At 64.0% G+C, this 12910-nt stretch carries 13 protein-coding genes; 6 read left to right on the top strand and 7 right to left on the bottom strand.

What is annotated here, in order from left to right:
- Positions 1 to 47: 47 nt before the first annotated feature.
- Both L6639_RS26855 and L6639_RS26850 read left to right on the top strand, forming a co-directional pair.
- Positions 48 to 536: an L-2-amino-thiazoline-4-carboxylic acid hydrolase gene (locus L6639_RS26855; protein ID WP_237864635.1), complete on the top strand. Its 489-nt coding sequence runs from the start codon at positions 48 to 50 to the stop codon at positions 534 to 536.
- Positions 533 to 775: a hypothetical protein gene (locus L6639_RS26850; RefSeq protein WP_377803061.1), complete on the top strand. Its 243-nt coding sequence runs from the start codon at positions 533 to 535 to the stop codon at positions 773 to 775. Before L6639_RS26855 ends, L6639_RS26850 begins: the two co-directional genes overlap by 4 nt.
- Positions 776 to 784: 9 nt before the next feature.
- On the opposite strand, the gene L6639_RS26845 is transcribed toward L6639_RS26850, so the two are convergent.
- A complete protein-coding gene (locus L6639_RS26845) occupies positions 785 to 1252 on the bottom strand; it encodes an NUDIX hydrolase (protein ID WP_237864634.1) in 468 nt (155 codons plus the stop codon).
- 257 nt (positions 1253 to 1509) lie between these two features.
- On the opposite strand from L6639_RS26845, the gene L6639_RS26840 reads away from it, so the two are divergent.
- Positions 1510 to 2784: a lipase family protein gene (locus L6639_RS26840; RefSeq protein ID WP_237864633.1), complete on the top strand. Its 1275-nt coding sequence runs from the start codon at positions 1510 to 1512 to the stop codon at positions 2782 to 2784.
- Here the strand turns inward: L6639_RS26840 and L6639_RS26835 are convergent.
- A complete protein-coding gene (locus L6639_RS26835; RefSeq protein ID WP_237864632.1) occupies positions 2781 to 3872 on the bottom strand; it encodes an enolase C-terminal domain-like protein in 1092 nt (363 codons plus the stop codon). The genes L6639_RS26840 and L6639_RS26835 overlap by 4 nt on opposite strands.
- A 195-nt stretch (positions 3873 to 4067) precedes the next feature.
- On the opposite strand from L6639_RS26835, the gene L6639_RS26830 reads away from it, so the two are divergent.
- Positions 4068 to 5630, top strand: a complete 1563-nt coding sequence (locus tag L6639_RS26830) for an adenylate/guanylate cyclase domain-containing protein (protein WP_237864631.1) — start codon at positions 4068 to 4070, stop codon at positions 5628 to 5630.
- 41 nt (positions 5631 to 5671) lie between these two features.
- On the opposite strand, the gene L6639_RS26825 is transcribed toward L6639_RS26830, so the two are convergent.
- On the bottom strand, positions 5672 to 6907 hold the full coding sequence (locus tag L6639_RS26825) for an ABC transporter substrate-binding protein (RefSeq protein ID WP_237864630.1): 1236 nt from the start codon (positions 6905 to 6907) through the stop codon (positions 5672 to 5674).
- On the opposite strand from L6639_RS26825, the gene L6639_RS26820 reads away from it, so the two are divergent.
- The gene (locus tag L6639_RS26820) at positions 6906 to 7097 is read left to right on the top strand and encodes a hypothetical protein (protein WP_237864629.1); all 192 of its coding nucleotides are present in this window, start codon (positions 6906 to 6908) and stop codon (positions 7095 to 7097) included. The two genes, L6639_RS26825 and L6639_RS26820, sit on opposite strands and share 2 nt — an antisense overlap.
- A 153-nt stretch (positions 7098 to 7250) precedes the next feature.
- On the opposite strand, the gene L6639_RS26815 is transcribed toward L6639_RS26820, so the two are convergent.
- Positions 7251 to 8183: an alpha/beta hydrolase gene (locus L6639_RS26815; protein WP_237864628.1), complete on the bottom strand. Its 933-nt coding sequence runs from the start codon at positions 8181 to 8183 to the stop codon at positions 7251 to 7253.
- A 281-nt stretch (positions 8184 to 8464) separates the two neighbouring features.
- Positions 8465 to 8791, bottom strand: coding sequence for a hypothetical protein (locus L6639_RS26810; RefSeq protein WP_237864627.1), 327 nt, complete (start codon positions 8789 to 8791; stop codon positions 8465 to 8467).
- Positions 8792 to 8865: 74 nt separating this feature from the next.
- Between L6639_RS26810 and L6639_RS26805 the strand changes: the two genes are divergently transcribed.
- Positions 8866 to 11016 (top strand): methyl-accepting chemotaxis protein, encoded by a 2151-nt coding sequence (locus L6639_RS26805; RefSeq protein WP_237864626.1) that lies wholly within the window; start codon positions 8866 to 8868, stop codon positions 11014 to 11016.
- A gap of 48 nt (positions 11017 to 11064) precedes the next feature.
- Here L6639_RS26805 and L6639_RS26800 read toward each other — a convergent pair whose 3' ends face one another.
- Complete coding sequence (locus L6639_RS26800; protein ID WP_237864625.1) at positions 11065 to 12045, bottom strand: helix-turn-helix domain-containing protein; 981 nt, start codon at positions 12043 to 12045, stop codon at positions 11065 to 11067.
- A 365-nt stretch (positions 12046 to 12410) separates the two neighbouring features.
- Positions 12411 to 12893, bottom strand: coding sequence for a hypothetical protein (locus tag L6639_RS26795; RefSeq protein WP_377803107.1), 483 nt, complete (start codon positions 12891 to 12893; stop codon positions 12411 to 12413).
- Between the last annotated feature and the right edge of the window lie 17 nt (positions 12894 to 12910).

The raw sequence follows: 12910 nt of genomic DNA, 5'->3' as shown, positions 1-12910 counted from the left end.
GTGGGAGCCACGTTGACACCGAGGCGCCGAAGTCGAGAACGCCGCCCATGAGCATATCCGTCATCGAACAGGCCAAAATCCAGGCGCAAGTGCTGGTGCCGCTGGTCAAGGCGCTTCAGGCCGAACTCGGCGAGGTCCGTGCGAACGCGATTGTGCGCAAGGCGCTCGGTGACCTCTACCGCGGCTTCGGGGAGGAGTTCTGGAAGGCCAAGAACGAGAGCGATCTCGGCAAAGCGGTCGGCTCCGCCTTCAGGACTTACGCGCGCGACGATGCTCTCAGCTACGAGGTGATCGAGCAGACGCGGGATGCGTTCGCCTTCGACGTGAAGCGATGTGCCTATGCCGAGTTCTACAAGGCGCTGGGCGAGCCGGAGCTCGGCTTCCTCATGGTTTGCACCGCCGACTTTGCGACCGCGGACGGCTTCGGTCCGGACATCAAGCTGGCGCGCACGCAGACCATCATGCAAGGTGCCGATCATTGCGACTTCCGCTACCGGCGCATTGCGGATGTATCAAAGGGAAGGGCGGGTGAATGATGCGGACCATTTTCCTTGCCGTGGCGGCGACGCTGACGGCATCGAGCGCGAATGCCGCCGTCATCGACTGGCAGGCCGAGCTCGAGCGCTGCCGCGAGTTGCGCGCGAGCGTGGCGCCGCTGCTTCAGGCCGGCGAGGGCATTTCTGCTGTCGGCCGCTCCAACAGATCCGTCCGTCGCTGCATCTGGATCCAGCGCATCGCGGTGCGCAAAAAGATCGCTGGCGCAGAGACGTGGTAGCCGGGATTGTCAGTCGCACCTGCTTTTCGGCGCGAGTAGCAACTCCTTCAGTCCAGTCGGATAGAGACTCGGGCCATCAGGCACGTCGAGATCGGCGAGGTCGAACCAGCGGGCGGTGATCTCTTCTCCGTTGTCCTCGCGGAAGTCGATACGGTCCTGACGGCTGAAGGCGTCATCCGGGAACCTGACCTCGGCGATGAACATCACCTCGTGCCCGGTCGCGCCCTCGTGGACAAAAATGTTCTCCATCATCAGCGGCTCGCCGGTGATGGTGACGTCGATGCCGAGCTCCTCGTTGAATTCGCGCAAGAGGGCCGCGCGCCAGCTCTCGCCGAATTCGATCTCGCCGCCGAGCGGGCGGACGCCCTTGATCCGACCGGCATCGTCGCGCACCTCAGCCGCGAGCAGACGCCCGCCCCGCCAGTGCAGGCCGATCGCGACGACGCGAATGTGGGGATGCGGGCGCCATGTGGTCATGGGGCATGGGATAGTGGGCTTTGGCCGATCTCGCAATGAGGAGCGGGCGGTAAAGACCCGTCGCCCCGCGCGGATGGAGGGCCGCTGAACAAGCGGCTACCTCCAGCGACGACGGTGCCTCCAACTTCATGTGCGATCGGCATCGGTCCATGTCCGAAAAGACATGGACCTTGGCGCGACGGCGTCCATAATCGGCGCAGAAACAGGATTGCTGCGATCGCCAGCCAATCTAAGAGCGCAAGGGATGGAGAAGCCTGATGCCTGGAAGCCTGACGACAAGGTCGTTGGCGGCGCTCGCCGTTGTCGTCGGCCTTTCGGCCTCGACGGCCAGTGCGAATTCATTGTTGCCGGTCGGGCCGAAGGTGGGCGACCAGAACCTCTCGCCATTCTATCGCTGGTCCGAAACCCTGCCCGAGAGCCCCGGCATGCTGCTGCGCAAGGAGCCGATGCTCGCGCAGCCCGAAATCACCAGCGCAGCCCTCGCCGAACGCATTCTCTACACATCGAGCGATTTCCGTTGGCACGCCGGCATCGTTCCCGTCAGCGGCACGCTCTATCTGCCCAAGGGCGAGCCGCCGGCCGGAGGTTGGCCCGTGGTTGCCTGGGCGCACGGCACGCTGGGCATTTCCGATGCATGTGCGCCGTCCTGGACCGGTCACAAGCCGCGCGATGCCACCTACATCCAGCGCTGGCTCGAGAACGGTTTTGCGGTCGTGGCGACCGACTATCAAGGACTCGGCGGGCCTGGCCCGCATCCCTATCTGATCTGGCAGGCGGAAGGGCGCTCCGTACTGGATGGCGTGCGCGCGGCGCTCGCCACATATCGTGACAAGCTGGCTCCAAAAGTCTTCGTCACCGGACAATCGCAAGGCTCGGGCGCCGCCCTGGGCGCGACCGTGATCGCAGAAAGCTACGCGCCCGACGTGCCGCTGATTGCCACTGTGGCGACGGGCCTGGTTTCGACCTTCCCGGATGGTCCCTACAAGCCGCCGCAGACGACTGCGATCGGTTCGCCGATCTACACGTCGCTGATGCTGCTTGGCGGCTCGTTGCCGGATGGCGCACCTTCCGCCGACGATCTCGTCTCCGACAAGGGCAAGCCGATCCTGAAGGCGGCGCGCGAGAACTGCTCCACCGAGATGCGCGAGGTCGCGGGCTGGGATGGCGTCACCGCCGAGAACGTCTATGTCGAGCCGATGGCCCAAATCATCGCGCGGTTGACGCCGATCACGGACATGAAGGCCGTGCGCCTCAAGGTGCCGCTCCTGCTCGGCACCGGCCTTGCCGATTCCACGCTGGTGCCGACGCGGCAATATGCCGAAGTCGCGGCGCTGTGCGCGGCCGGCAACGAGGTGGTCTGGAAGACCTATCCCGGCAGGACGCATAATGGCGGCCTGATTGCGGCTTTTCCCGATGCGCTCGCGTTTTTCCGCGGCATGCTCGCCGGACAGAAGCCGTCGAGCAATTGCGCGGGGATCGCCGAGCCCGGTGCTCCGGGTGAGGCCGCGAAGGGCGTCGCTTTCAACGATTAGCCCACTGCATACTTCCTCACCGCCGCCTCGTCCCATTCAATGCCGTTGCCGGGCTCTTCGCCCGGAATCGCAAATCCATCCTTGATCTTCAGCCGCGCCGCCAGCACCGCGTCCGCCCAGTCGACATATTCCAGCCAGTGCGCGGTCGGCGTCACGCAAAGCAGATGCGCGCTGACCTCCGAGAACAGATGCGTCGACATCTCGATGCCGGCGGCGTGCGCCAGTGAGGCGGCGCGCAGCCAGCCGGTGACGCCGCCGATGCGCTGCACGTCGGGCATCACATAGTCGCAGGCCTCGGCGGACAGCGCGCTCTGCATCGCAAACGCGCTGTCAAAATTCTCGCCGATCTGGACCGGCGTACGCAGCGCATCGGCGATGCGGGCGCAGCCCTCGTAATCGTCGTGCCGGATCGGCTCCTCGATCCAGCTCAAGCCTTCGTCGTCGAGCATCTCGCCGCGGCGAATGGCTTCGGTCACCGTCAGCGCCTGATTGTAGTCGCACATCAGCGTCACCTCGTCGCCGACGGCCTTGCGTACCGCGCGCACCACGGCGAGATCGTCCCGCGCCTCGGGCCGCCCGACGCGGATCTTGGCGGCATGAAAGCCCTCGGCCAGCAGCTTGTGGGCTTCCTCTACGGCTCCCTCCGCCGGCATGATGCCGAGCCCTTTCGAATTGTAGGCCTTCACCGGCTTGGGCGCGCCGCCGAGCAGGCGGGCGAGCGGCAGGCCTCGGCTGCGCGCCAGCGCGTCCCATGCCGCCATGTCGATGCCGGATTGCGCCAGCCGTTGCAGGCCGGCGAGGCCGAGCAGCGTGAAGCGTTGGGTCAGCTTGCGCTCGATCTCGAATGGCAGCAGCTCGTCGCCTGCGAGCAGCTCCGACATCTCCGTGACCATCGCGGTCAGCGGCCTCAAGGCCGACGGCGTGATAGAGAACAGATAGGCATGCCCGACCGCGCCCTGGTCGGTCTCGCAGTCGATCAGCACCAGCGGCGCCTTCGCGACCGCGCCGGTCGAGGTCAGAAGCGGCAAGTTCATCGGCGCGATCACGCGGCGCGCAATGAAGCGCCTGATGCGGATTGTCTCGGTCATGGGCGGTGATTCCGGATTGATCGATGCAGGTTGATCCCGATCTTAAACATTCGTCATGAAACGAAAAGGTGCCTGCTGCGACCCACCATAAAATGGGGTTGCGCGGGCGCGCATTTATTGGCTCTGTGCAAGCCGGCATGTCGTGCCGCAAATCCCCCGGTCTTGCGGCAAAAACGCACATCACGGAGCCACAGAGTGAAACAAGAGATCGCCGAAGAGCAGCGCAAGAGCGGCCTCCTGATCGGGGCCGTGATTGCCTTTCTCCTGCTGGCGCTGCCGCTGGCGGTTTGGCTGGACCTGACTGAGCTGAACAAGACCGCGCTCCGCCGGCAGACCGCCGACCTCAACTCGGTCATCACAAGCGTGCGCAGCTACTATGCGTCCAACGTGGTCGGGCGCATCCTGGCCAACCCCAACGGCACGACGAAGGTGGTTCACAACTACGAATCCGTCCCCGGTGCGATCCCGATCCCGGCGACGCTGTCGCTGGAGCTCGGCCGCGTCATCGGCGCGCAGCAGGAGAACATCACCTACCGCTTCGTCTCCGATTTCCCGTTCCAGAACCGCGCCCCGCACCAGCTCGACAAGTTCGAGCGGGATGCGCTGGCCGCGCTCCGCGCCGATCCCGAGCAGAAGATCGTCGACACCGAGACATCGCTGTTCTCCGACAAGGTCCGCCTGGTCGCGCCCGTCACCATGGGCCCGGCCTGCGTCAGCTGCCACAACAGCCACCCCGAGAGCCCCAAGAAGGACTGGAAGGTCGGCGATGTCAGAGGCCTCCAGGAGGTGATCATCGCCCAGCCGATCGCCGCCAACATCTTCTCGTTCAAGTTCCTGCTGGCCTATTTCCTGATCGCCGCAGGCTGCGGGCTGTCCTTCCTCTCGCTCCAGCGCCGTCAGGCCAGCCGCATCAAGGGCATGAACAGGGAGCTCGAATCCGCCAACGATTTCCTGGCCTCGCTGTCGATGAAGATCTCTCGCTACATCCCGCCGCAGGTCTACAAGAGCATCTTCTCCGGCCAGAAGGACGTCACCATTCACACCGAGCGCAAGAAGCTTACGATCTTCTTCTCCGACATCCAGAACTTCACCGCGACCACCGAGCGGCTGCAGCCCGAATTGTTGACCCAGCTCCTCAACGAATATTTCACCGAGATGTCTGACATCGCGCACGAACATGGCGGCACCGTCGACAAGTTCATCGGCGATGCCATGCTGATCTTCTTCGGCGATCCCGAGACCAAGGGCGACCGCGCCGACGCGCAGGCCTGTCTGCAGATGGCCTGGCGCATGCAGCAGCGTCTCACCGAGCTCAATGCGAAATGGCGCGCCTCCGGCATCGAGCAGCCGTTCCGCTCGCGCATGGGCATCAATTCCGGCTACTGCAATGTCGGAAATTTCGGCAGCAGCGATCGCATGGACTACACCATCATCGGTGCCGAGGCGAACCTCGCCGCGCGCCTGCAGTCAATTGCCGAGCCCGGGGGCATCGTGCTGAGCTACGAGACCTTTGCGCTGGTCAGCGACATCGTTCGCGCCCACGCGCTGCCCGCGATCACGATGAAGGGCATCAGCCGCGAGATCATTCCCTATGCGGTCGATGCGCTGAGCGATGCGGCAGCCGAGAAGAGCGGCGTCATCACCGAACGCGCGCCGGGGCTGGAGCTGTACCTCGATCCGGCCGTGGTGAAGTCGGGCGATGCCGCAAGGGTCCGCTCGCTGCTGGAAAACGCGCTGGCATCGCTCAAGCCGGCGTGAGGCCTCTCACCCTCCCCTGGAGGGGGAGGGGAATCGCTACCTCACTTCGCCATGCCTTCCGTAAACGCCGTCTCGATCACCGCCCCAAACGGTTGCCACGACCGTCCGTCGAATTGCACCAGCCGCATCTGCTTGATCGGCAGGTAGTTCTCCGGCGACGTATTCATCCTGATATTGGGCAGCGCAACGGAGGGATGATAGTCCCGCAGCGACGCCGCCTGGCGCATGATATTCTCGCGCGAGACATCGTCGCCGCATTGCTTCAGTACCTGCGTCAACGCCTCGGCCGCGGCATAGCCGTAGAGTGCCGCACTGTTGTTGGTGCTTTCGACCTTGTGATACCGGTCCATGAAGGTGAACCAGTCCTTCATGGCCGGATCGTCCTTCCAGGCGGGATCGCTCGGATCCTTCAGGAAGGCCGCCGAGATCACGCCGGCTGAATTCTCCAGCCCCGCCGGCGCCATCGCGTTGGCGATCGAGGCGGAGGCATCGTTGACGATGAAGACCGGATGCCAGTTCAGCGACGCCGCGAGGCCGATCACCTTGGCCGCCGTCGACGGCACGCCGAGAAACACGAAGATGTCGGCGTCGGCGCGCTTGAGAATCGCGACGTGCCCTTCGAGATGCTCGTCATTGATGTCGAAGGCGACGTCGACCAGGACATGACGGTTCAGATCGCCGAGACCTTCCTGGATGCCCTTGTAGAGCATCCGGCCGAACTGGTCGTTCTGCCACAGCACCACGATCTTCTTCCGGGGATAATAGGCCTGGATGTAGTTGGCGTAGATACGTCCCTCCGAGCGGAAGGGCGGCTGCCAGCCCATGGTCCAGGGAAACGCCCTGGCCTGGCTCAGTTCCTCGTCGCCGGAGGCGACGAACAGCTGCGGGATCTTCTTCTCGTTCAGGTACCAGCGCGTGGCAAGATTGCCCGGTGTGCCGAACGACCCGAACATCAGCTGCACCCCGTCCTTCTCGACGAGATCGCGGGTCAGCTGCAGCGCGGTCGCGGGATCGGAATTGTCGTCGCGGCTGATGAAGCGGACCTTGCGGCCGTTGATGCCGCCGCGATCGTTGATCATGTCGAAATAGGCCGCTTCCGCCTTGCCGATCGCGCCGAATTCCGAGAGCGGCCCCGAATAGGGCACGATGTTGCCGATGCGGATTTCCTTGTCGGGGCTGGGGTCGGAGGTGGGCTGATCCGCACGCTGTTGCGACATCGCCCCGAGCGAGGCGAGCGCCGCGATCAGAACGAACAGCAGTCTGCCGGTGACGCGCATGCTCGACACCTTGTCGTTGGCCCCCCAACGAACTCGGCTCAACCCGCTCCCGGGCGAGTTGATCTACATCAAGCGTTTGGCAATCGTGTGGCTGGGCTTTGAAGCCGCCCGCGGCTGTCTGACCGAAAACGACAGGCGGGCTGACGCGCCGGTTGCGCTCAAAAACGCTCCGCTAACCTCGTCATCCTGAGGTGCGAAGCCCGCGATGCACCGCATCGCGGGTAGAGCCTCGAAGGATGAACGGCCACCGCGGCAGCCGAGCGGAGAGCGCCGGGCCGTCGCCCTTCGAGGGCCGCTGAAGAAGCGGCCACCTCAGGGCGACGGTGACCGACTGATCGTCCGGCTACGGCAACCCCCGCGCCTCCAGTTGATGCACCAGCAGCAGCGTCGGCTCGGCAAGGCTGTCGCCGGAACCATCCAGCCCGAAGGCGCTGGCGATGCCGTCGTGGCTGCGCAGCAGCGTCGCGCGTGGGCAATGGCCGGCGCCGCAGAGCGTCTTCTTCAGGGTCTCGCCTTGCGCGACCAGGTTCGCGGGATCGTTGGCGGCCCAGGCCAGCACGATCGGCTCATCGACATTGAGGATGCCGGGATACACCGAGCGCCTGTCATATTGAGCGACGTCGTTGCCGAAATAGGCCTTCTCGCCGTCACTGGCGTCCTTGCCGACGCGATAGATGCCCGAGACCAGCACCACGGCGGCGACGTCGGCGCGGTCGGTCTGGAGTTCGGGATGCGCCAACAGGCTCGCGACATGGAAGGCGCCGGCGCCATAGCCGACCGCGACGATCTCGCGGGCATCGCCGTTGAACAGGTCGATATTGCCGTGGACCCAGGACAGCGCCGCCGCGACGTCGGTCGCGCCCATCGGCCAGGTTGCGGCGGGCGCGAGGCGATAGTTCACGCGCACCCCGATCATGCCGTTGCGCGCTGCAAAGCACATCGCTTCGTCCTGGATATCGCGGGACAGCTCCGGCGCTCCGCGATCGCCGGTAAACGTGTCACCGGCGACGAACAGCAGCACCGGCCGTGGCGTGTCCGCCTTGGTGGTCTCGCTGGTCGCGACGTCGAGCACATTGGCCTCGCTGTCGCCATAGCGCAGGCCGCGCGAAAAAGCGACCTGCTCGCACAGCCGCGCGACGCCGCCTGCGGTGGTGTCGTTATCGGTGAGGCCTGTCAGGACCAGATCGGAGGGAGCGGCGGGTCGCACCGGCGTCACGCCCTGCGCCGACGCTGCCGTCGCGGCGAGAAGGAGGAACAATGCGAGGAAGTTCTTCATGTCGCTGCCGGCCTTGCGTTCCCATCATGGCTCGCGTGTGGGGCCTGTCTTTTCAATTCGCCTTATTAGTTAGTGCCCTTTGGGCAATTTCACGGCACGTCCGCACCGCTGCGGTGGGTATGCGAGGAGACAGCGGGCCAGGACAGGTTCTCGACGCGCTCTCGGTTGCCGATTTTCGACAGGCATATTAGCTCCGCTTTATGAAAGCGATCCCGTTACCGTCAAACGTCATGGACGGCTTAACGCGCGTGTCAGAATCCGGCCAGAGTGTCGTAGATCGGTCAAATACCCTGATAACTCGACTTGTATATTAGCGATCTCGCCGGCCGGATCTTCTGCCGCGGGAGAATAGCATGTCGAACATCATACAGTTTCGTTTGCAGCGGCATGACGTCGATGCGTCGATCGAACGTTGCGATCGCTCCATCGGGGTCGAGCCCAGCGCGCTGCGCGTCAGCGCCCGGAATGCGCTCAGTCGGTTGGCCGGCCAGTTCGAGCTCGCGATCGAGCACGCCCATCAAATCGAACACCGGATTTGCGATCCGAAATCGCGCCGGGAGTTCTCGGCGCAGATCGAGAGGACGCGACGTCTTCTCGACATCGTCCATCTGAAGATCCTGCAGATCTAGCTGCGCCGCCCGCCAAATTCGATCCAAGCGCCAATTTTTCGGAGAGACAATCGATGCGTACCAATTTGCCTGTTACCGCCACCGAGTATCCCCTGACGGACGAGACGTTGATCGTCTCGAAGACTGACCTCAAGGGCAAGCTGACTTATTTCAACGATCAGTTTGTCGAGGCGTCCGGCTTCACCGAGCAGGAGCTGGCCGGCCAACCGCATAACGTCGTCCGGCACCCCGATATGCCGCCGGAAGCCTTCGCCAATCTCTGGGAAACGCTGAGGGCCGGCAAACCGTGGGCCGGCGCGGTCAAGAACCGCCGCAAGAACGGCGATTTCTATTGGGTGCTGGCGAGCGCGACGCCGATCTGGGAAGAAGGACACGTCGTCGGCTACATGTCGATCCGCACCAAGCTGCCCGCGGACCAGCGCGAGCAGGCCGAACGCGTTTACGCCGCCATTCGCGACAAGAAAGCGGGCGCGTTCAAGATCGAAGCCGGCATGATCCGCAAGCGCTCGCCGTTCGAGCTCTTCTCTCCATTTACGCGATCGCTGAAGGCGCGACTGGTCTCGCTGGTCGGCGTCCTGTCGCTGTTCATGGTCATCGTCGGCTCAGCCGGATTGATCGGCATGAGCCAGGTCAACCGGCACGCCCAATCGATCTACGAGGACCGGTCGGTGCCGCTTGCCCAATTGTTCGAGATCAATGACCGCATGAAGGAGAACTCGCTCGCCGTCCTGCGATCGGCGATCGAAGCGCGCACCGGCCGGGTCTCCTCGGACGCGCAGGGCGTCGTTGCGGCCAACGCCGGCCGGATCGACAAGCTGTGGTCGGATTACATGGCGACCTATCTCACGCCCGAGGAGAAGTCGGTCGCGGAGTCGTTCATGCCGAAACGGGTCGAGTATGTCGAGCGTGGCCTCAAGCCGGCGCTCGCCATGCTGGCCGAAGGCAAGCTCGATGAGCTGAACGCACATATGACCGGCAAGGCTGCCGAGCTGTTCGGCACCGCCAAGGCCGACATGGACCGGCTGGTCGCGATCCAGGTCAAGGAAGCAAAGGCGGAATACGATGCCGCCGAAGGCGCGTTCGCCTTCGCCAACGCGATCGCGATTGTTGCTCTATGCCTGGGCCTGCTCGCCGGCGCCCTGCTGTCATGGGCGTCCATTCGCGCAATCACGCGTCCCCTGGCGCATCTGAACGACATCATGTCGAAAATTGCCCAGGGTGTTTTCAACAGCCGGGTCAACGTCGAGCGCGACGACGAAGCGGGGCTGGCATTGCGCGCCCTCCAGGCGCTTCAGGCCAAGCTTGGCTTTGATCGGGAGTCGCAGCGGGATCTGGAGAAGCGGGCTGCGGACCAACGGCGGATGGACATGCACAGAATGGCCGGAGAGTTCGAGGCCGCCGTTGGCAACATCATCGAGACCGTTGCTTCAGCCGCCACCGAGCTCGAGGCCGCTGCGGGCACGCTGACCGGTACGGCGGAATCGACGCAACAGCTGTCGATCGCCGTCGCGGCAGCGTCGGAAGAGGCCTCCACCAATGTGCAGTCCGTCGCGTCGGCGACCGAGCAGATGTCCTCCTCGGTCACCGAGATCAGCCATCGCGTCCAGGATTCCGCCAGGATGGCGGCTGAGGCCGTCAATCAGGCTCGGCAAACCAACGACCGTGTCAGCGAATTGTCGCGCGCCGCGGCGCGGATCGGCGATGTCGTCGAGCTGATCAACAGCATCGCGGGACAGACTAACCTCCTGGCGCTGAACGCGACCATCGAAGCCGCGCGTGCTGGCGACGCCGGCCGGGGCTTTGCGGTCGTGGCCTCCGAAGTCAAGGCGCTGGCCGAGCAGACCGCGAAGGCCACCGGAGAGATCAGCCAGCAGATATCGGGTATTCAGGTTGCGACCCAGGAGTCCGTCGCGGCGATCGGGACGATCGGAGCGACGATCGGAAGCCTCTCGGAGATATCGGCGGCGGTCGCCGCAGCCGTGGAGGAGCAGGGCGCCGCGACCCAGGAGATCTCCCGCAATGTGCAGCAGGCTGCGAAGGGCACGCAGGACGTCTCGTCGAACATCAGCGACGTGCAGCGCGGCGCGTCGGAGACAGGATCGGCGTCGTCCCAGGTGCTGTCCTCGGCGCAGTCGCTGTCGATCGAGAGCAATCGGCTCAAGACGGAGGTCGACAAATTCCTGGCGACCATTCGCGCGGCCTGAGCGGCGTCCAGTCAGGACGGCGGGCGCGGCGGGAAATCGCCGCGGCCGCTATATTTCTGTAGCGGCGCGCCTCAGGGTTTCGGACGGCAGCTCGCCGTGGAGCCGCAGGTAATCGGCTGCAAAGCGGCCAACATTGTGAAAGCCGCAGCGGAAGGCAACGCCTGTTACCGTGGTCGTCTCCATCGGAGAGCGCAGAAATTCCGCGGCCCGTTGCAACCGCACCCGCTTGGCGAATTGGGCCGGAGAGCCCTTGCCGGCGCGCGCGAACTCGCGAAATACGGTGCGCACGCCGACATTGGCGACGCCGGCGATTTCGTCGAGATCGATCGGCCGGTTCCAATTCGCCTCGATGAAGGCCTCGATCCTGGCGACGACGCTGCGCCCCGCGCTGCGCGGTTCACGCCGGAGCAGATCCGAGAAATTATGTTCATGGCCCAGAAGAAACCTGACGATGAGGTCGCGTTCGAGCTCGGCCTTGGCAAGCGGCGAATATTGATCCGCAAACGTCTCCAGTTCCTCGGCGAGATGGAATACCTGCCGCCTGAAAAGCGACATGCTGGATGGATTCGGATCGGATTCGGCTAGCTCGAGCCGTCGGTCACTTGCATCGCCGGCGAGAGCCTTCATGGCGCGTTCAAGCGCCGGCGTCTCGATGCGCAGGACCAATTGCCGATAGTCCTCGCCAAATTCAAGTTTCAGTCGCGAATTTCCAGGGACGATGGGTGTCCAGGCACCGATCGCGCTGCTTCCGCGCGACGTTGTGAAGCTGGCGCGGCCCTGGATGGAGAAGAATTGCCTGACGTAGTTTGCCTCGGGAAAATTCACCGAGACTGGAGCGTCGTAAGAGCAAAAACCGAGACCGACGGCCGTCAGCCTGGCGTAGTTGGCCCGGATGCCGAAGATTCCGCTCCGTTTGTCGAAACCATCCGCACCGTAGACGCTGAACAGGCGGTCGCGCGCAAGCTCGCTGTCGCGCGAATGCACGGCCTCATACTTGTCCAGATAAGTGACGTCCTTTGAACCCGGCAAACGAAGCACCCGAAACTGCGCGCGCAAATCTACGCATTCGCTGCGGCTGTGCTACCAATCTCGAATTGCATTGTTCGTGGGGACTCGCATCGCTCGACACCAGAGCCGGATCGACGGTATTCCGATCGCGTTGCGCGCTTTTGGCGCATGTCGAAAATCGGCAAATCGACGCTGTGTGGATTTGATGTGGCAGAATCCGGATGACGGTGAACGACCGCTCACGATCTCACGGGTCGCATTCGAGTGACATTCGTCTAGAAAGAATCAGGCCGGATATTTCAGAGCCCGGCTGGAACGAGCGGTGCCGCCTGGCGATCATATTATGCCAGCGCGGCACTGTTCCCGGCGGTACGGCCGTTATGGAATCAATTCCCCGGCTGAAACGTGCAATCCGCCCCGCTGCTGTCCTTCTGCCTGATGGCGTTGGGATCGATCGTGCAACTCAGCTTGCTCAGGCTCTCGAAATTCGATCCCGCCGCGCCATCGGGCGGAATGCCTGCCAGCGCCTCGGTCGCGAAGATCTCGTTGGCGGTGGGGCCGTTTACGGTCCTGACCTTCTTGCCGAATGTCACCTCGCAATTGCGCAACGTGATGTCGACATTACCGGTGCGGCAAACGATCTTGTCTGCGGTCACGACCACAGGCTTCTTGTAGGGAATGTCGGCATTGGCGGCGAACAACATCGCCACCGCCTTCTTCTCGGCGCCGGACAGCGTCGGCGACAGCGGCGCGATCACGCCCGCCAGCGCCAGCGCCGTGGAGCCGGAGATTTTGGAGGGCGTAGCGCCAGCGCCGTTGGCGACGGCGACATGGGCGGCGCCAAGGACAAGGACGGCACAGGCCGGCATCGTGATCTTCATTGGCG

The organism is Bradyrhizobium zhengyangense, from assembly GCF_022012555.1.
Taxonomy (GTDB): domain Bacteria; phylum Pseudomonadota; class Alphaproteobacteria; order Rhizobiales; family Xanthobacteraceae; genus Bradyrhizobium; species Bradyrhizobium zhengyangense.
This window is presented reverse-complemented; position numbering and strand designations above follow the sequence as displayed.